Source organism: Streptomyces torulosus (assembly GCF_001419765.1).
GTDB lineage: Bacteria > Actinomycetota > Actinomycetes > Streptomycetales > Streptomycetaceae > Streptomyces > Streptomyces torulosus.
In genome coordinates this window covers 1-19,095 of the sequence record NZ_LIRK01000169.1, presented here as the reverse complement: position 1 = coordinate 19,095, position 19,095 = coordinate 1, and the positions used below count along the sequence as shown (strand labels likewise).

The following is a 19,095-nucleotide window of genomic DNA, read 5'->3' as shown; positions in this document are numbered from 1 at the left end:
ACCCACAACCCCGTTCGCACCGACGCGCCCCCCACCCCCACAGATTCGCCCGTATGGAACACGCACCGTAACCAAATCATCCCATCGGCCGTTTCCGGGCAGTATGCCCGCGCCGACCCATGGATGTCCTCCTTGCCCAGGTTCAGTGTCATCGTCCCCGCGTACAAGGTTCAGGCGTACCTGCACGAATGCCTGGATTCCGTGCTGTCCCAGTCCTTCACCGACCTCGAACTGATCGTGGTCGNNNNGGGTGCCGCCCGCAACAAGGGGATGGAGCTCGCCAGGGGCGACTACCTCCTTTTCCTCGACGGCGACGACACGCTCGCGCCGGACGCGCTTCAGTCGATCGCCGACCGCGTCAAGGAGACCGGCGAACCGGACGTCCTCGTCCATGACTTCGCCGGTACGACCTGGGCGGGGCTGCCCGTCGGCGCCGCACACGACCCCCGGCTCTCCGAGGCGGGCTCCGCGCCGTTCCGCCTCGACGACCGCCCCGGTNNNNACCGGCGGGAGTTCGTGGAGGACCACGGTTTCCGTTTCCCACCCGGGATCCACGAGGACACGGTGTGGACGTACCAGGTGCTGATGGCGGCCGAGTCCGTCGCCACGCTCGACCGGGTCTGCGTCCATGTCCGCAGGCGCCGCCACGGCGGTCTCCTCGACCGGACCACCCGTGCGCACTTCGACGTGTTCGAGCAGTACGACCGGCTGTTCGCGTACGTCGCCGAGCGGCCGGAACTGGCCGTGTGGCGTCCGCTGCTGTTCCGCCGCATGGTCGACCACCTCACCGCGGTGTTCTCCCGGCGTGACCGGCTCCCGCGCGCCGCGCGCGCCGAGTTCCTGCGCACCGTCCGCGCCTACTGCGCCCGCTACCGCACCCCGGGCGCCCCACTGCGCGCCCCCGCGCGGCTCCGGCATCTGCTGCTGCGGCTGGGCAGCCCCCGTCTGTACGGGGCGCTGTGGGCGACGGCCCGCGCGGGCCGGGGCGCGGCCGGGCTGGCGCGGGGCCTGGGCCGGCTGGTCCGGGGCGGCGGGCTCCGCCTGCACTACCGCGTCCAGCGGCTGCTGCCGCTGCGGGCCGACCGGGCGGTGTTCGCCGCGTACGACGGCCGCGGCTATGTGTGCAACCCGGCGGCGCTGGAGAACGCGTTCCGCACGCATGTGCCGGGCATGCGCACCTCGTGGGTGGCCCGGCCGGAGCACCACCACACCCTGCCGGTGGCGACCCGGCGGGTACGGCCCGGCTCGATGGCGTACTGGACGGCACTGGCCCGCTCCACGTACCTCGTCAGCAACGTCGACTTCGACCGGCGGCTGGTCAAGCGGGACGGGCAGGTGCTGGTGCAGACCCGGCACGGCACCCCGCTCAAGCACATGGGGCTCGACCTCCAGGACCGTCCGGCGGCCGCGCGCGGCACGGACTTCGAGGCGGCGCTGCGGGGCAGCGACCAGTGGGACTACGTCCTGTCCGCCAACCGCCACTCCACGCTCGTCTGGGAGCGGGTCCACCCGTCCCCGTACACGACCCTCGAGTACGGTGCGCCGCGCAACGACGTGCTGCTGCGGGCCACCTCGGCGGATGTGGCGCGGATCCGCGAGCACCTCGGGATCCCGGAGGGCGCGGTCGCCCTGCTGTACGCCCCCACGCACCGCGACTACCGCCACTCGCAGCGCGCCCACCTGGACCTGGAGCGGGTGCTGCGCAAGCTCGGGCCGCGCTTCGTGGTCCTCGCCCGCGCGCACCACGCGTACGACGCGCCGCTGACGGACCTCGCGCACGGGCGGCTGCTGGACGTCACCGGGTATCCGAGCGTCGAGGGCCTGTGCCTGGCGTCCGACGCGCTCGTCACGGACTACTCGTCCCTGATGTTCGACTACGCCAATCTCGACCGGCCGATCGTGATCCACGCGGAGGACTGGGAGGCGTACGAGGCGGCGCGGGGGACGTACTTCGACCTGCGGTCGTTCCCGCCGGGCGCGGTGGCGCGCAGCGAGGACGAGCTGATCGACATCTTCGCGACGGGGCACTGGCGGGGCTCGCGGTCGGCGCAGCTGCGGGCGGCGTTCCGGGAGCGGTTCTGCCAGTTCGACGACGGGAGGGCGGCGGAGCGGGTGGTACGGCGGGTCGTGCTCGGGGAGGCGGAGGTCCCGCCGATCGTGCCGCTCGACGACCGCCGGCCCGCGCCGTCGGCGACGGCCGGCCGGGAGGCGTCGCCCCTGGCGTCCGTACCGGGCCAGTCCCGACCGGGGGTGGACGACCCCCTGCGCACGTAGGGGTCACGTCCGGTTCGTCGGCGAGCGCGGGTGGGTGGGGGCCGTTCGCGCAGTTCCCCGCGCCCCTTGAAAAGCGCCCGGGGCTGCGCCCCGTGCTTTTCAAGGGGAGGTCGGGCCGCCGGCCCGTCCCTCCAGGGGCGCGAGGAACTGCGCGAGAAGCCACACACCCTCCGCACCCGCCAACGCACCCGCACCCCCGAGCCACCAGGCGCCCTCGACCCGAAAGGACAGAATGCCCCGCTTCAGTGTCATCGTCCCCGTGTTCAAGGTCCGGGGCTTCCTGCGCGAGTGCCTCGACTCGGTGCTGGAGCAGTCGTACCGGGACCTGGAGGTCATCGCCGTCGACGACTGCTCGCCGGACGGCAGCGGCGACATCCTCGACGCGTACGCCGCCCGCGACCCGCGCGTCCGGGTACTGCACCTGCCGGCGAACGTGGGCCTCGGGCGCGCCCGCAACGCGGGCCTGCCGTACGCCACCGGGGACTTCGTCCTCTTCCTCGACAGCGACGACACCTTCACCCCGGGTGCCCTGCGCGCGCTGGCCGACCGGCTGGACGAGGCCGGCGACCCCGATGTGCTGGTCTTCGACTACGCCCGCACGTACTGGTGGGGCGGCACGCGCCGCAACTCCCTCGCGCACGTGCTGAAGGACGTGGGGACCGGCACGTTCACGGTCGCCGAGCACCCGGAGATCCTCGAACTGCTGATGGTGGTGTGGAACAAGGCGTACCGGCGGGAGTTCGTGGAGGCGCACGGCTTCCGGTTCCCGCCGGGCTACTACGAGGACACGCCGTGGACGTTCCCGGTGCTGCTGAGCGCGCGGCGGATCGCGACCCTGGACCGGATCTGCGTGGCGTACCGGCAGCGCCGACAGGGCAACATCCTGTCCACCACGAGCCGCCGGCACTTCGATGTGCACGACCAGTACGAGCGGGTCTTCACGTTCCTGGACGCGCGGCCGGAGCTGACGCGCTGGCGGCCGTTCCTGCGGCACAAGATGGCGGAGCACTGCCTGGACATCCTCGCCAAGCCGGACCGGGTGCCGACGCGGGACAAGGGCGAGTTCTTCCGGCGGACGGCGGGGCTGTACCAGAAGTACCGCACGCCGGACGAGGTGCCGGTGGCTCCCGAGTTCCGGGTCCTGGAGGGCAGTTGGGCGGCCTGCCGGGTCCGGCGGCAGGGGGCCCGGCTCCGTACGGCGCTGACCGCGCGCGGGGAGCGGGTGCGGGCGGCGGGTGCCGAGCGGATCCGGCGGAGCCGGTCGCTGGTGCACGAGCGGCTGCCGCTGGACCCGCGGCTGGCGCTGTACTCGGCGTTCTCCCACCGGGGCATGCTGGGTGACCCGGCGGCGGTCTACCGGGCCGCGCGTGAGCTGGCCCCGCACATCCGGGGCGTGTGGGTGGTGCGGCCCGAGCTGGTGGGGACGCTGCCGGTGGACGTCGAGTACGTGACGCCGGGCTCGCCCGAGTTCCTGCGGCTGGCCGCGCGGGCCACGTACTTCGTCAACAACGTGAACTGGCCGTCCACCCCGCGCAGGCGGCCGGGCAGCGTGTACATCCACACCCATCAGGGCACGCCCCTGAAGTTCATGGCCGCCGATCTGCTGCACAAGCCGGGGGCGCGGCTCGGGGTCGACGTGCCGCGGATGCTGCGCCGGGCGGACCGCTGGGACTACAGCCTGGTCGCCAACCGGCACTCGGAGCTGGTGTGGAGCAGGGCGTACCCGTGCGGGTTCGTGTCGTTGCGCACCGGCAGCCCGCGCAACGACGTGCTGGTGAACGCCGGGCCGGACAGCGGCGCGGCGGTCCGGGAGCGGCTCGGCATCCCGGCGGACCACACGGTCGTGCTGTACGCGCCCTCACCGCGCGACTACCGGCGGGGCGGGCACGTCGAGCGTTTCGACCTGGCCCGGTTCGCGGAGGATCTGCGCCGGAGCCTGGGCGAGCGCCACACCCTCGTCGTACGGCTGCATCCGTCGCTCGCGGACGGGCCGGCGCGCGGGTTCGGGCTCGCGGAGCTGCACCGGCGGGGCGTGCTGGTGGACGCGACGGACGAACCGCACGTCGAGGAGGTGATGCTCGCCTCCGACGCCCTGGTCACGGACTACTCGGCCCTGATGTTCGACTACGCCAACCTGGACCGGCCGATCGTGATCCACGCGGACGACTGGGGGGCGTTCACGGCGAGCCGGGGCGCGTACCTCGACATCACGGCCGAGGGCCCCGGCCATGTGTCCCGTTCGTACCGTGAGCTTGCCCGGCTGTTCGACTCGGGGCAGTGGCGGGACGCGGAGTCGGCGCGGCTGCGGGCGGCGTTCCGGAAGCGGTACTGCGAGTTCGACGACGGGAAGGCCGCCGAGCGGGTGGTGCGGTCGCTGATGCTGGGTGAGGCGGTGGCGACGGTGCCCGCCCCGAGCGCTCACCGCGTCTCGTCCCTCGTCTCGTCATGAGCGAGCGCGCGTTCGCACTCGGGGGGCGCGCGTTCACGATCGGGAGGCGCGCGTTCATGGTGAGGGCGCGTACGTGGGTGGTGCTGCTGGCCGTGGGCTGCGCCCTGTGCCAGCTCGCGGCCGTCACCGGGCGCGCCACCCCCGACACCAAGAACTACGTCTCGTACGCCCTCACCCTGGGCGGGGCGGGTGTGCGGGAGTCGGCGGCGGGGACCATCGACCACTACTGCGGGAGCCGGGCGGCCACCGCGGAGCGGGACCGGAGCGTGGACGTGGTGCGCCTCCGCGCGCCGAGCCCGGCCGGGCGGGTGGCCGAGGAGTGCCGCCGGGAGCTGTGGCAGGACCTGCTCACCGACCACTTCACCCGGCCCGACCGGGCCCGGCCGTGGCCGGAGTTCCTGCGTCTGGAGGTCGGCTTCTGGGCGGAGTGGGGGCGCCGTCGGCTGACGCAGCCGCTGTTCCTGGCGGCGCTGGCGGCGGGGGCCTGGGGGGCGGTGCGGCAGCGGCCCGTGTTCGGGTGGTTCGTGGTCGCCGGTGCCTGCACCGGCCTGCTCAACCAGGCGGGCCATCCGGACATCACCATCTGGGGCGACCGGCTGATCGTGGTGGCGTGGCTGCTGCCGGTGCTGGGACTGCCGCTGCTGCTGGAGCGGCTCACCGCCCCGCGCGCTTCACTCGATGTGGTGACGGCCAGCTAAGCGGATGACCTGATCCGGGAAGGGACGGCAAATGCCCTACACCGGATCTGGTTCCGTCTCCCCGGACGGTGGCGCCCGCCCCCGGCGCCGCCTCCGTGGCGCACTCGGCGCCACGGCGCTCCGCGGCGGCCGCACCCGTCTGACCCGACGGCCGAGCCCGTACGTCGTGCTGGGCGGGCTGTTCTGGCTGGTGATGACCCTGGCGTACTGGCGGGTGCCGCTGTGCTGCGACACCGGCCAGCACGCGGCGGTGATCGAACGCCTCCGCTGGGATCTGTGGCACCCGGCCCATCCGACGGCGGACCTGCCGGGCGCGGGCAGCCCGTACTACTCCCCGTACGCGGTCGTCCAGGGTGTCCTCGCCCGGCTGACCGGCCTGAGCGGCTGGGCGCTGGTGAAGCTGGCCGGGCCGCTGAACCTGCTGGTGCTGCTCACCGGGGTCGGCCGGTTCGTCCGGGTGCTGACGCCCCGGCCGTGGGCGCCGGTCCTCGCGCTGCTGTTCATGACGGTGCTGTGGGGCACCGAGCGGATCGTGTGGAGCGGCTACCTCGGACTGATGTCGATGACGACGAACCTCGGCTATCCGTCGACGTTCGCGATCGGTCTGACGTTCTGGGCGTGGGCCTGGACGGGTGCACGCGCGCGGGGCGGCGGTCTGCCGCGCGGGGTGCGGTACGTCGGCCCGAGCGGCCTCGGGAGCGCCTGGGCGTACGCGGGGCTGGGCGTGCTGTACGGGCTGATCGCGCTGACGCACCCGGTCACGGCCGTGGCCGCGCTGGCCGGGGCCGTCGCCGTGGTGGCGGCGTGGCAGCACGGCTGGTGGGGGCCGGTGGTGGGGCGCTGGGCGCTGACGGGCACGGTCGCCCTGGCGGTCGCGGTGGCGTGGCCGTACTACAGCGTCCTGTCGCTGGCCGGGAACACCAGCGTGGACGGCATGCACCGGCTGCTGTACACGGACATGGGCGGACATCTGTGGCTGGCGCTGCTGGGGCTGCCGGCGCTGTGGGCGCGGGCGCGCAGATCGCCGCGGGATCCGCTGGCGCTGATGTTCGGGGCGCAGTGCCTGGTGGTCGCGTACGGCTGGGTCAGCGGCCACTACACGTGCGGCCGGATCCTGGGGCTCGCCGCGGTGCCCGCGCAGTTCGCCCTGGCGGTGGAGCTGGCGGCGCCCCGGCCGTGGAGGTGGGGGCGGCGGATGCTGGGCGCGGTGGCCGCGGCGGGGGTCTGCGTGGGGTTCCTGACCGTGCAGGCGGGGGCGGTCGTCCCCCGGTCGCTGGACCCGGTCGGTTTCGAGCAGCCGCCGCGCTGGCCGACGTACGCGTGGGCGGCGCGGCATGTGGGCGCGGGCGAGGTACTGATCACCGACGGGTACTTCGCGGGGCACGCGATGGCCGGGTACGGGGTGAACATGGCGGCGCCCACCTGGCCCGATCCGGCGCTGGACGAGGCGGAGCGCGGGCGGCGGTACGCGGACGTCCGGGCGTATCTGGACCCGGCGGCCACGCGCGCGGAGCGCACGGAGATCGCCCGGCGGTACGGAGTGAGGTGGCTGCTGCTCACCCGGTGGCGCGAGGCTCCGCAGGAGGCGGTGGTCGTGGACTTCAGTCGGCGGACCGGGGAGGTGCTGGCGCGGATCGCTCCGTAGGGGTGGTGCGGGGCGATCCGCGCGCGACGGCCCGCGCGGCGACGGGTTACTCGATGACGAGCTCGACCGGGATGTTGTTGCGCGTGGCGTTGGAGTAGGGGCAGACCTGGTGGGCCTGCTCGACGAGCTTGCGGCCGGTGGCCTCGTCGACGCTGTCGGGGAGCTCGACGCGGAGGGTGGCCTTGAGGGCGAAGCCCTCGCCCTGCTTGCCTATGCCGACCTCGGCGGTCACGGCGGCCTCGCTGACGTCGACCTTGGCGGCGCGGCCGACCAGGCCGAGGGCGCTGGCGAAGCAGGCGGCGTAGCCCGCGGCGAACAGCTGCTCCGGGTTGGTGCCCTGGCCGTTGCCGCCCAGCTCCACCGGGAGGGCCAGGTCGAGGTCGAGCTTGCCGTCGTTGGTGACGGCGCGGCCCTCGCGGCCGTGGGTGGCGGTGGCGACAGCGGTGTAGAGCGCGTCCATGGGAAACCCATCCCTTTCACAGTTCACGTCACGTCCGGCGATCCGTCCGACCGCCGTGCACGGCCCCAAGTAGAGCACACAATTCAATTGGGTACAACTAAATGGTGGGCGGCGCGGTACTCTGGGGATATGACCAGCGCCATCCCATTGCCCGAGGGGGTCTCCGAGGAGGAGTTCCTCCGCCTGGACCGGCAGATCTGCTTCTCCCTGCACGCCGCCTCGCGCGCCTTCAACGGCGTCTACCGGGTGGTCCTCAAGGAACTGGGGATCACCTATCCGCAGTACCTGGTGATGCTGGTGCTGTGGGAGCAGGGCGAGCTGCCCGTCAAGAAGCTCGGCGAGTATCTGCGGCTCGACTCCGGGACCCTGTCCCCGTTGCTGAAGCGCCTGGAGGCCGCCGGTCTCGTCCGGCGGGAGCGCAGCGCGCGCGACGAGCGGTCCGTCGAGGTGCGGCTGACCGAGGAGGGCACCGCCCTGCGGGAGCGCGCCCTGGCCGTGCCGCGCCGGATCGTCTCCGCGACGACGTTCGACGTCGACGAGATCCGCGACCTGCGCGACCGCCTGGACCGCCTCACGGCCGCCCTGGACGAGGCGGCACTCCAGGACCCCGCGGCCCACTGACGCACCCTCCGCCGGCGAGCCCCGTCATCATCGCCGGAGCGCCTCGCTGGGGTGACGACATGCTGCCCATCGGTCGGTCTTGACCCCTCTTGGCAGCTTTGACGGCGTATCGCCGCTTTCCCGGCTTTCGCGCGCCTTACGATCCGGCCGATGAGACCTCTCACCGTCGGCTGGCTCGCCACCCGCGCCCTGATGCTGTGGCTGCTCGCGCACAACCACCTCGGCCCGCTCGGCGAGGGCGGGGTCGCGCGCGAGGTGCACCAGCTGTACGCCCGCTGGCACGGCGTCCTCGCGACCGGCACGTACCCGTCGGGGGACCGACTGTGGCAGTACCCGCCGGGCGCGGGCCCGGTGCTCCTCTCCCCCGGACTGCTGCCGGGGCTGACGTACTTCCAGGCGTTCGTGGCCCTCACCCTCGCGGCGGACCTGGTCGTCACGGTGGCCCTCCTGCGCGCGGGTCGGCGCCCCGGACGCAGTCTGCGCGGCGCGGCCCTGTGGACGGCGGCCCTGCCGCTGCTGATGTTCCTGCCCCTGGTGCGCTACGACGTGCAGGCCACCGCCTTCGCCGTCGTCGCCCTGCTCGCCCTGTCGCGCTCCACACGCGCGTGCGGGGCATGGGCGGCGGCCGGCGCGCTGGTGAAGGTGTGGCCGGCGCTGACACTGATCGGCATGCCGAGGGGCCGTACGACACGGGAGGCGTGGACGGCGGCGGTGGTCACGGCGAGTGTGCTGCTGGGGGTACTGGCCGCGCTGTTCAGGGATCCGTTCGACTTCCTGCGGCAGCAGGGCGGGCGGGGCGTGCAGATCGAGTCGCTGGGCGGCACCGCCCTGGGGCTCGCGCGCCGGGCGGGCTGGCCGGGGACCGTGCGCCATCGCTACGGCTCGCTGGAGTTCGTCGGGCCGTATGTGTCGTCGGTGGCCGCGGCCCTGCTGGGGCTCACCGTGCTGGCGCTCGGCGCGCTGCTGCTGTGGCGGACGCGGGCCCGCCGCTGGTCGCCGGCGACGCCGTACGACGCCGCCCTGGCCGCCGTGCTGCTGTTCACGGTGACCAGCCGGGTCATCAGCCCCCAGTACCTGGTGTGGCTGCTCGGCCTGGCCGCCGTGTGCCTGACCTCGCGGCACACCACCCAGCGGCCGGTGGCCGTCCTGCTCGTGGCGGCGACCGCCCTCACCACCGTGGTCTATCCGGTGCTCTACGACGACGTGGTCGCCTCCACCTGGCGGGGCTGTCTGCTGATGGTGGCGCGCAACGGGCTGCTGGCGATCGCGGCGGGCCTGTCGTTCGCCCGGCTTTGGCGGGGTACCACCGAAAATCCCCACCCGGTCGGCACGAACGGCACCGACGATCCGACGGAATCCCACACGTCCGAACGGAACCCCGACTCCACGCGGGCCATCTTCCCCACGGGGCCGCGAAGTCCCTCTTAAGGGAAGATTGCACACAAACCTCTCATAGGTCCGGGGCAACCATGCTTCTTCAGCAGGCGCAGGTCACCGTCGTCGTCATCGGGTACGACGACGCCGCTCATGTGGCGGACGCGGTGCGCTCGGCGCTCGCCCAGGGGCCGGTCGTCCAGGAGGTGATCGCGGTCGACGACTGCTCGACGGACGGCAGCGGCGACCTGCTGGAGGAACTGGCCGCCGCCGAACCCCGCCTGAGGGTCATCCGGCGCGGGACCAACAGCGGCGGTTGCGGCACCCCGCGTAACGACGGCCTCGACGCCGCGACCGCCCCGTACGTGATGTTCCTGGACAGCGACGACGTCCTGCCGCCGGGTGCCGTGACCGCGCTGCTGGACGCGGCCGTGGAGGACGACGCGCCCGTGGCGGCCGGGCTGTGCGTCCGCAGGGAGCTGCCCTCCGGGCGCGAGACGCCCTGGCAGCCCGAGGTGTACGCCCGGCGCGCGCTGGTCACCCATCCGGCCCGGCGCGAGCGCCTCGTCCACGACACGCTCTGCGTCAACAAGCTGTACCGGACCACCTTCCTGCGCGACCACGGCATCCGCTTCCCCGAGGGACGCTTCCGGTACGAGGACTTCGTGTTCGTCGCGCGCGTGCTGGCCGCCGGGCCGCGCGTCGCGCTCGTCCCCGACCCCGTGTACGTGTGGCAGGTCCGCCGCTCGGCGGCCCGGCTCTCGCTCTCCCTCGACCGCTCCGACATCGCCAACTGGCAGGCCCGCATCCAGGCCGACAGGCTGTCGTACGACATCCTCCTCGGGGCCGGCGAGAAGCTCCTGGCGCGGGCCACCCGGACACGCTTCCTCGACCACTCGCTGCGCATGTACGCGCGCGAGCTGGACCTGCGCGGCGCGCACTACCGGCGCGAATGGTGGGGCCTCACCCGCGCGTACCTGAGCTGCTTCGACGAGGGCGACTTCACGCCGGCGCCCGCTCCCGGCCGGGTCGTCGCCCGGGTGATCCTCGCCGCCGAGGAACCGCGCCACCTGGGCCGCCTCAAGGAGATGGCCGCCCGACCGGCGCGGCTCAACCCGCCGTACGCGCGCGCGGGCGACGGCACGCCCGTCTGGTCGGCGGACCTGCCCCAGGTCGAGCTGGAACACCTCCTCGTCCGTCCCGTGCACCTGCTGCCGGCCGCCGTCGACGCGGAACTGCGGCCCCGCGCGCGGGGCACCGTCCTCCGGCTGCGCCTCCACGAGCTGTACGGGCGGATGGCGGACGCGGGCCCCGAGACGGTGGACGTGGAGTTCGTCGAGCGGGACGACGGCCGCGTGGGCCTCGCGCGCACGGTGCCCCTCACGGCCTGCCCCGGGGCCGAGCACTGGGCGGCGGAGGTCCCGCTGGACCTGGCGGCGCTGGGCAGCGGCACCTGGGACCTGCGGCTGAGGCTGCTGTTCCAGGACGGCAGCCGGCGCGAGACCACCGCCCACGCGGTCGCGGGCGCCGGACTGCTGCGCCGTCGCGCGCTCCCGAGCACCCGGCACGGAGTGCTCCTGGTGCAGCCGTACGCGACCCACGCGGGGGCGCTCGCGCTGCGGCTCGCGCCCGGTTGGCGCGGATTCACCGAGGTGGTGCGCCGTCGCCTCAAGCGCCTGCTTCACTGATGACCGACCTGGTCGCACCCGCGCCGTCACCCGACGCGCGGCTTCACCCCTGGCAGGACCCCGCGGGTCCATCGACGAGAGGACAGTCGTCCATGACCTGGCTGATCACCGGTGGCGCCGGATACATCGGAGCCCATGTGGTGCGCGCGATGCTCGACGCGGGCGAGGAGGCCGTCGTCTACGACGACCTGTCCACGGGGATCGCCGAACGGGTGCCGGAGGGTGTGCCGTTGGAGGTCGGCTCGACCCTCGACGGGGAGCGTCTGGCGCGGGTGATCCGCGGCCACGGCGTCACCGGCGTCGTGCACCTCGCGGCGAAGAAGCAGGTCGGCGAGTCCGTCGAACGGCCCCTGCACTACTACCGGGAGAACGTCGAGGGCCTGCGCACCCTGCTCGGCGCCGTCACCGACGCCGGTGTCCCGTCGTTCGTGTTCTCGTCCTCGGCGGCCGTGTACGGCATGCCCGACGTGGACCTGGTCACGGAGGACACGCCCTGCGCGCCCATGAGCCCGTACGGCGAGACGAAGCTGGTCGGGGAGTGGCTGGTGCGGGCCACGGGCCGGGCGACGGGCCTGTCGACGGCGTCGCTGCGGTACTTCAACGTCGCCGGGGCGGCGGCGCCCGCCCTGGCCGACACGGGCGTGTTCAACCTCGTCCCCATGGTGTTCGAGAAGCTCACCGAGGCGGCCGCGCCGCGCATCTTCGGCGCCGACTACCCCACCCCCGACGGCACCTGCGTCCGCGACTACATCCACGTCGTCGACCTGGCCGAGGCCCATGTGGCCACCGCCCGGCGACTGCGGGAGGCCCCCGGCACCGACCTCACCCTCAACATCGGCCGCGGCGAGGGCGTCTCGGTACGGGAGATGATCGACCGGATCACCGCCCACACCGGCCACACCCTGTCCCCGGTCGTCGTGGACCGGCGTCCGGGCGACCCCGCCCGCGTCGTCGCCTCGGCGGACCGCATCGCCACCGAACTGGGCTGGAAGGCCCGCCACGGCGTCGACGAGATGATCGCCTCCGCGTGGGAGGGCTGGGGGCACCACCACCCTGCCCGGTGAGGGTGGTGTCCGTGTCCGTGAGGCAGCTCACCGCATTGACGTTGCGCTCGTAACCGCCCCTTTGATACCAACGATTGACGTGCGCGCCCGTGCGACGGCCGTGAAGTCCCGCTCCGTGGTGGGAACCAAACGGTGCCGGTTGCGCGTGTGTACTGAGGGAAGCGAACGTTACGGGGGTAACGACGATGCCGGCTTGGGACATCGATCCGATCAACGTGCAGAGCACGCTGAACTCGACCGGTGAGGCGGCGGGCGGTCTGGAGAAGGCCGCCAACTCACTGGTGACGAACATGGCGAGCGCGGCCGAGTCGGCCGGAACGGCCGTGCCCGGCGGGCAGTTCAGCGGCCCCATGATCGGACCGGTCGCCGCCGGCACCCCGCGCGTGCCGGTCGGCCCGGTGGCGGCGGCGCTGAGCAAGTACTTGGAGGAACGGCAGAACAAGCTGGCGTTCATGGCGCAGCGGACCATCGACTCCGTGCAGGGCGCCGCCAAGGCCACCAACGCGTATGTCACCGGTGACCTGGACATGGCCGCCCAGCACCAGGCCAACGCGCTCAAGGCGACGGTGGTGCCCCCGCCGCCCGGCGTCGGCGGCGACGGCGGGCAGGGGCCGAAGTGAGCGACGACATCCCCGTCATCCCGGAGGAGGTCCCCGAGTTCACCGGCAACCTGGAGCTGCTGGACCAGCACATCAGCGGCATACGGTCGGCCGGGACCTCGCTGAAGGACTCGGGCTCGGCGATCGACACCCGCTTCGGGGGCCTGTCGGCGTACTACAAGGCGCCGGAGGCGGACCAGCTGTTCGCGACGACGGCGCCGGTCGCGGCGAAGGGCGAGGAGTTCTCCACCGAGCTGGGGACCGTGGCCTCCGCCCTCGACGACTACGCGGCGGCGGTCGGCCCGCTCAAGCAGAAGTTCGAGCAGCTCCGCCGGGACGCCATCGCCTTCCGCGAGAAGATCGCGGACGACGACGAGTGGCGTGCCGACGGTGATCTCGTCGAGGAGAACAACAACCGCCGTTCCGACATCAACGCCGCCTACGCCGCGTTCCAGGCGGCCGAGCGCGACTGCTACAACAAGATCGTCGCGCTGGTGGGCGGGGAGCCGCTGGTCGTCAACGACGGCTCGAACAAAGAGAACATGTACGGCTACCGGGGCGAGGACCTCGACCACGCCGGCGGACTGCCCTGGGGCGACCCGGTGGAGGAGTCCAACCCCTGGTACTACATCCACGAACACGTCTGGGACTTCGCCGTCGGCTTCGTCGTGGACGGCGTCTGGGGCACCATCAAGGGCCTCGGCACCCTCGTCGGCTTCAACGGCTGGGACGCGGCCGGCCAGGCATGGACGGGGCTGGGCAAGCTCCTGACGGGTATCGCGATCACCGCGACGCCGCTGGGCGCCGCGTACTGGCTGACCCCGGCGGACAAGCTGCCCTCCTGGCTGCGTGACTCCCGCACCGCGGTCGTGGAGACCGGCAAGGCGCTGATCGCCTACGACGAGTGGGGCAAGAACCCCTCACGCGCGGCCGGGGCGGTCACCTTCAACGTCGTCACCACCATCTTCACCGGCGGAACCGGCGGCGCGGTCTCCGGCGCCGGCAAGGCGGGCGCCATCGCCAAGGCCATCTCCTTCGCCGGCAAGGCCGGCAGGATCGTCGACCCGATGACGTACATCACCAAGGGCGTCGGCGCGACCGCGGTGAAGATCAGCGACGTCATGGCCGGCCTGCGCGGCATCACCGACGGCACCCACATCCGCCTCGGCGAGGGCACCTACCGCATCGCCGACACCCCCCACCTCGCCGACGACCTCCCCGCGGGCCTGACCCCCGAGAACAGCGTCCGCATGGAAACCCCCAAGGGCGAGGTCGTCTACCTCGACACCAAAACCCTCATCATGCACAACGCCGACGGCACCGTGCGCGAGTCCCTGGACGGCATCAAGCACGAAGGGACGGCGGCGGAGCGGGGCGCCGAAGTACGGACTCCGGAGCAGGAGTTGGTGGGGGCCGGGGCCAGGGTCGGCGACGGCAGTACGGCTGTGGGGCGAGTCGGGGACGATCTGAGCGGCACCGCGCGCGTAGGTGACGACCTCGGCGGCACCGGGCGGGTGGGGGACAACGGCCTCCCGGGTGGGCGTGCCGATGATCTGGGCCGTGGTCCCTCCGCGAGCCATGAGCCGCCGACCGGTCCGCGGGACCCCTCTACCCCGCCCCCGCATGGCGACGGCCCCACGGCGAACGGTCATGCCGACGACGGAGCCCGCCCCGGCACGGGGCACGAGCCGGGCCCCGTCGGACACGGAGACGACGGAGTTCGTCAGGGCGGCAATGGCGATGGCCATGGCTCGGGCAGCCATGCCGACGACGGCACGTCACCGCATGGGCAGGCCGACGGTGCCCACCACGGCGACCGGGACGTACGGGAACCGGGCGGTTCGATCGCGGAGGACGCCGCCCGCCGGGCCGCGCCCCCCACCGAGATCGTCCCGGGCCAGCCCTTGCCACCGGCCGGGCCTGGCACGAAGATCCTCGGCCAGCTACCGGCGAGCCGCGTGGAGACGGTGGAAGTCAACGGCTACGAGGTAATTACCAAGGTCGATGGCAAAAACGTCGAGCATTTCCTCAAGGAGCTGGGATATCAGCGCGCCGCTTCCTATTTGGAGGCGAAAGAACTGGGGACGTTTCCCAGGAAGCAAACAGGGGCCTGTGCCGGCCCGGTCATGGACCTGCGGACAGGCATAGTCGCCGAAGGAATCAACGGCAAGGCCACCAACATCATCCCGCCGGACCGCGTCCACCCGACCATCGCGGCCCGATACGGCGAAATCGGCGATCCCCCACCGGGACCGGACCACCCGCTCGGGCACGCCGAGGTCAAGGCAGTCAACGAGTTGCTCTGGGAGCGGCAGAAGCGAGGCCTTCCCGACGGGGAGGAAGCACTCGCCGACATGATCGCCTCCATCGAGTTCCCGTACCTGAACCACATGAAGACGGGGCTTCCCGTACGGCCGGCGGCTTTCTGCGTGAACTGCCACCATATGCTTCACGGTGTGGACAGCCTGCACGGCAGGTTCACGGGCACCCCGCCGACCGATGACAATTGGATCCCGCAATGACTCCGGTACCACGAATCGACATCGACGACCCCGAGGTCGATATGGATTACGAACAACGTCTGCTGTATCGGGGGCGCCCCTTCACCGGAGAAGTCGAAGAGCGCTCAGGCGGTGTTGTCATCAGTCTGGACTCGTACGTCGACGGCCTCCAGGACGGTCCCAGCCGCGAGTGGTACAAGGACGGCACCCTTCGCTCCGAGGCGACGGTACGCAAGGGGCGCCCGGTCGGAGTCGCCAGGGAATGGCACCCCAACGGCACGCTCGCATCGGAACAGGTGTTCGCCGAGAACGGCCTGACCATGCTGCAGGACTTTCACTGGGACGAGAACGGGCAGCCCACCAGGACTTGGCGGAAAGAATCTGATTGACCCTTCCGGGCATCGGCGTCGATGGCTCCGAGGTGCGTTCCGACCGCGGAGAGCGCCAGACCGACCCCAAGGACATGCTGTGATCACCACCCCTCGACGCGCTGTAGAGGAACTCTCGGGACGGTACTGAGTGATGTCGACGCTCCTCCGCTCTCCGAGAGAGTGCGCGTCATGGACGTGGAATCTCGAAGAGTTCGCGCCCCCGGGCCTGGAATCCGCGCTGTCCGTCGCCGCTCGGATGTCCGCCGTTCTGCGTGAAGGCGAGCTCCTTGCACCCGAAAGCCTCGAATGGGACTGGTTCGTGGACGGCAGCGGCGGCACCGGGCTCATCACTCGCATGTCACTCCTGGGGCCGATCGACGACGAGGAGGTACCTCTGCGCGTCGCACGGAGCCGCCCTGTGGGCTTCCCCGACGCCCAGGTCGGGAGCATCCTCGTCGTGGGTTCCGGGACCTGGATCGACGCGAGCGGGGAGAAGCGCGGGGAACACCGGCTGGTCGAGTTGACGGTGTCGCCCGATGCGCCCGGGATCTGGGCTGAACTGGCCGTCTTCCACGACATCTGGGGCCCCTTCGACTTCCGGGGCCTGCGGCATCCGGAGGTCGAGGAGCAGAACGCCCCGCGCCTCGCGGTGGCCCTTCAGACGCTCGACGCCCTGCTGGGGGTCTGCGCCGAGCCCGGCGATCCGACATACTTCGGCAGCGCCCAGGGCCACGGCGTCAAGGCCCCGGATGAGCTCGACGGCCGGGGCCCGGACCTGACCGACCTACTCTGAGCTGCGGTGTCCGAGGTGTCACAGAGGGAACCGGTCGGGGAGGCCAGGAGATGGCATCCCAACGGCACCCTCGCGTCCCTGCGGATCACGACCGGGGACGACCACCGCCTGCTCGCGGAATTCGAGTGGACCGAGGCCGGTGAGCGGATCCGTGGGCACGATGCCGTCGGACTCGACCTGAGCGGCGTCGACCTCACCGGCGTCAACCTCTCGGAAGGCTGGTTCACCGATGCGAAGCTCGTGGGCGCCAGGCTCGTCGAGGCGGACCTATACCGCTCCGACGCTCAGGGCGCCGACTTCTCCGGGAGCGATCTGTCCCGTGCCTCGCTCGTGCGCGCGAATCTCGACGGCGCCGTCCTGCGTGGTGCGGTACTCGACGGTGCGGACCTCGTCAAGGCGTCACTGTGCGAGGTCGACGCCTCGGGCGTGTCCCTGCGCGGGGCCCGCCTCATGGGCGCGTCACTCCTGGACGTCGATCTTCGCGGGGCGGATCTTGCGTACGCCGTTCTGCGGGAGAACTCCTTCAAGGTAACGCTTGATCGGGCGACGCGGGTGGAGGGGCTTTCGGGGACTGTGTTCGGCCCGGTTCGCGTAGTCGGTCCGGAGGGGGTCCGCGAGGTCGGCGGTGCGGAGTTGGAGGAGTGGGTGGGCATCCGCGGCGGTGGCATTCAAGTCCGAAGGGGGCGGCGGGATGCGGCCCGGGGATGACGCGGTGACGGCTCGGATCGACATCGACGCCCCCGAGGTCGACATGGACTACGGGCAGCGCCTCCTGTATGGGGGGAAGCTGTTCACGGGTGAGGCCGGTCGGCCGACAAGGAGTTGGCGCCTGGACACGTGGCTGGCGGCGGGCGACCTGCCCGACGTCTTCCGGCGGTTCCAGCGGTGGGCCGTGTCCGACCCCAAGGACATCGGGCTCCAGACCGAGGACGTCCTCACCAACGGCGAACGCCGGGACCGGGCCGACTCCGTCCACTTCCAGGTCAACCCCCGGGCCGCGGGCAACGGCGCGTTGATGCGGGCGGCCACCTCCGCCGTGTACTTCGCGCGGCAGAGGCGGGAGGCGAGCATGGACGCCGGGCGGCGGCTGTCCGCGCTCCCGCACGGGGACCCGGCGGCGTGGGAGGGCACGGCCGTCCTCCACGCTGTGTGGCGGAGCTGGGGGAACTCACCGCGTAGAGCCGTCCGGTGCGCCGGGTTCGGCGATATGCGCTTGCGTCGGGCCGGTCGTCCGAGGCAACGTCTGCGGCCGGCCCAGAAGGCAGGAAGAGGACCATGCGGAGCGATGACGTCGATCACGAGCTGATCCGGGCTGCGGCGCACGTCGCCCGCACCCGTTGTCAGGGCGACAACCACACCATGGCCGCGGCGGCCCGCGCCAGGGACGGTCGGATCGTCACCGCGGTGAACGCCTATCACTTCACCGGGGGCCCCTGCGCCGAGCTGGTCCTCATCGGCGCGGCGGCCTCCCAGGGCGCCTACGAGCTGGACACGATCGTCGCCGTCGGGGACCGGGACCGTGGGGTCGTACCCCCGTGCGGCCGGTGCCGTCAGGTCCTGCTCGACTACTTCCCCACCCTCAAGGTCATCGTCGGCCAGGCCGACCGCCTCCGCGCCGTCCCCATCACCGACCTGCTCCCGGAGAGCTACATCTGGGCCGACCACCAGCTCGACACCGAGTAGCCCCGGCGTCCCCCGACCTTCAGCGCCGGGACCCGCGGGCCGCGCCTCTGAGGATCGGCCACCAAGGCCAGGCCCCCCTACAACGCCCGCAGCGCCGCCGCAGTGGCCCGCGTCAGCCCCTCCAGATACCCCTTCGGCAGCTTCGGCGTGCGCACCACCACCGACCGCCAGTACAGCGGACCGGAGATCAGATCCAGCGCGAGGTTCTCGTCGACGCCCTCGCGCACCTCACCCCGCGCGACCGCCGCCGCGACGATGCCCGTGGCGACGCTCTGCTGCCCCTCGCTCAGCGCCTTCTGCATGGCCTCGGCGATGTCGGGGTTGCGGGCGGCCTCCGCCTGGAGGTCGGGGATGATCTGGCCGGCCACCGGGTGCCGCAGGGCGCGCGACGTGACCTCGTAGAGCAGCCGGAGATCGCCCTCCAGGGACCCCGTGTCCGGCGTCGGCAGCCCCTGCACCGCCACGGCCGACACGAGGTCGAGCACGAGGTGCAGCTTGGAGCGCCAGCGGCGGTACACCGCCGTCTTGCCGACGCCCGCGCGCCGCGCGATCCCCTCGATGGACATCCGGGCGTAGCCGACGGCCGCCAGCTCCTCGAACACCGCCGCCCTGATCGCCTCGGTCACGTCCTCGCGGAGCACGGCCGCCCCGGCGGGCGCCCGGCGGCGCGGCCGGGGCGGCGGCTGGGCCGCGGAGGGGTCGGCGTTGGTCGTCATGCCGACCAGCATAGGGGCGTCACGACGAAACGGTTGCGTTCCGACGTCCGATCGGCTTACGCTCACGTAACGACGATACGGTCCCGTCCCGACGTAAGGGCCGGACAAGAGAAGTACCGAGAAGTGCCGAGAAAAGTAAGAGCGGCACCCGCCCCGCCC

Annotated in this window: 16 protein-coding genes and 3 pseudogenes; 17 read left to right on the top strand and 2 right to left on the bottom strand. The window is 72.3% G+C overall.

The window, feature by feature from the left end:
* Positions 1-132: 132 nt before the first annotated feature.
* From AOK23_RS49685 to AOK23_RS12355, 6 genes and pseudogenes are all read left to right on the top strand, one after another.
* A pseudogene (locus AOK23_RS49685) lies at positions 133-244 on the top strand (glycosyltransferase); the annotation flags it as partial.
* 4 nt (positions 245-248) lie between these two features.
* Positions 249-498, top strand: a pseudogene (locus AOK23_RS49680) (glycosyltransferase); the annotation flags it as partial.
* Between the two features lie 4 nt (positions 499-502).
* Positions 503-2,274, top strand: a 1,772-nt coding sequence (locus AOK23_RS12370; protein WP_240496363.1) for a CDP-glycerol glycerophosphotransferase family protein, incomplete at its 5' end; no start/stop codon positions are given.
* Between the two features lie 232 nt (positions 2,275-2,506).
* Positions 2,507-4,723, top strand: a complete 2,217-nt coding sequence (locus tag AOK23_RS12365) for a bifunctional glycosyltransferase/CDP-glycerol:glycerophosphate glycerophosphotransferase (protein ID WP_055712767.1) — start codon at positions 2,507-2,509, stop codon at positions 4,721-4,723.
* A 59-nt stretch (positions 4,724-4,782) separates the two neighbouring features.
* Positions 4,783-5,421, top strand: coding sequence for a hypothetical protein (locus tag AOK23_RS12360; protein WP_063791329.1), 639 nt, complete (start codon positions 4,783-4,785; stop codon positions 5,419-5,421).
* 31 nt (positions 5,422-5,452) lie between these two features.
* On the top strand, positions 5,453-7,066 hold the full coding sequence (locus AOK23_RS12355; RefSeq protein WP_055712765.1) for a hypothetical protein: 1,614 nt from the start codon (positions 5,453-5,455) through the stop codon (positions 7,064-7,066).
* Positions 7,067-7,112: 46 nt separating this feature from the next.
* Here AOK23_RS12355 and AOK23_RS12350 read toward each other — a convergent pair whose 3' ends face one another.
* Complete coding sequence (locus AOK23_RS12350) at positions 7,113-7,526, bottom strand: organic hydroperoxide resistance protein (protein WP_055516810.1); 414 nt, start codon at positions 7,524-7,526, stop codon at positions 7,113-7,115.
* Positions 7,527-7,655: 129 nt separating this feature from the next.
* Between AOK23_RS12350 and AOK23_RS12345 the strand changes: the two genes are divergently transcribed.
* From AOK23_RS12345 to AOK23_RS12295, 11 genes and pseudogenes are all read left to right on the top strand, one after another.
* On the top strand, positions 7,656-8,147 hold the full coding sequence (locus AOK23_RS12345; RefSeq protein ID WP_055712764.1) for a MarR family winged helix-turn-helix transcriptional regulator: 492 nt from the start codon (positions 7,656-7,658) through the stop codon (positions 8,145-8,147).
* Between the two features lie 150 nt (positions 8,148-8,297).
* Positions 8,298-9,575 carry a glycosyltransferase 87 family protein gene (locus AOK23_RS12340; protein WP_079049439.1) on the top strand — a complete coding sequence of 426 codons (1,278 nt, stop codon included), beginning with the start codon at positions 8,298-8,300 and terminating at the stop codon, positions 9,573-9,575.
* 41 nt (positions 9,576-9,616) lie between these two features.
* Complete coding sequence (locus AOK23_RS12335) at positions 9,617-11,209, top strand: glycosyltransferase family 2 protein (RefSeq protein WP_055712763.1); 1,593 nt, start codon at positions 9,617-9,619, stop codon at positions 11,207-11,209.
* Positions 11,210-11,301: 92 nt separating this feature from the next.
* On the top strand, positions 11,302-12,273 hold the full coding sequence (gene galE, locus AOK23_RS12330) for a UDP-glucose 4-epimerase GalE (RefSeq protein WP_055712762.1): 972 nt from the start codon (positions 11,302-11,304) through the stop codon (positions 12,271-12,273).
* A gap of 185 nt (positions 12,274-12,458) precedes the next feature.
* On the top strand, positions 12,459-12,893 hold the full coding sequence (locus AOK23_RS12325; protein ID WP_055712761.1) for a DUF6507 family protein: 435 nt from the start codon (positions 12,459-12,461) through the stop codon (positions 12,891-12,893).
* On the top strand, positions 12,890-15,394 hold the full coding sequence (locus AOK23_RS12320) for a hypothetical protein (RefSeq protein WP_063791327.1): 2,505 nt from the start codon (positions 12,890-12,892) through the stop codon (positions 15,392-15,394). The genes AOK23_RS12325 and AOK23_RS12320 overlap by 4 nt, the downstream gene beginning before the upstream one ends.
* Positions 15,391-15,762: a toxin-antitoxin system YwqK family antitoxin gene (locus AOK23_RS12315; protein ID WP_055712760.1), complete on the top strand. Its 372-nt coding sequence runs from the start codon at positions 15,391-15,393 to the stop codon at positions 15,760-15,762. Before AOK23_RS12320 ends, AOK23_RS12315 begins: the two co-directional genes overlap by 4 nt.
* Before the next feature lie 337 nt (positions 15,763-16,099).
* Positions 16,100-16,537 carry a hypothetical protein gene (locus AOK23_RS12310; RefSeq protein WP_338056460.1) on the top strand — a complete coding sequence of 146 codons (438 nt, stop codon included), beginning with the start codon at positions 16,100-16,102 and terminating at the stop codon, positions 16,535-16,537.
* 15 nt (positions 16,538-16,552) lie between these two features.
* Positions 16,553-17,245, top strand: a complete 693-nt coding sequence (locus tag AOK23_RS12305) for a pentapeptide repeat-containing protein (protein ID WP_240496362.1) — start codon at positions 16,553-16,555, stop codon at positions 17,243-17,245.
* Positions 17,229-17,693: pseudogene (locus AOK23_RS49675) on the top strand (ADP-ribosylglycohydrolase family protein); the annotation flags it as partial. The gene AOK23_RS12305 and the pseudogene AOK23_RS49675, both read left to right, overlap by 17 nt.
* 119 nt (positions 17,694-17,812) lie before the next feature.
* Positions 17,813-18,220, top strand: a complete 408-nt coding sequence (locus AOK23_RS12295; protein WP_055712757.1) for a cytidine/deoxycytidylate deaminase family protein — start codon at positions 17,813-17,815, stop codon at positions 18,218-18,220.
* 77 nt (positions 18,221-18,297) lie between these two features.
* On the opposite strand, the gene AOK23_RS12290 is transcribed toward AOK23_RS12295, so the two are convergent.
* A complete protein-coding gene (locus AOK23_RS12290) occupies positions 18,298-18,936 on the bottom strand; it encodes a TetR/AcrR family transcriptional regulator (protein ID WP_055712769.1) in 639 nt (212 codons plus the stop codon).
* Positions 18,937-19,095 lie beyond the last annotated feature (159 nt).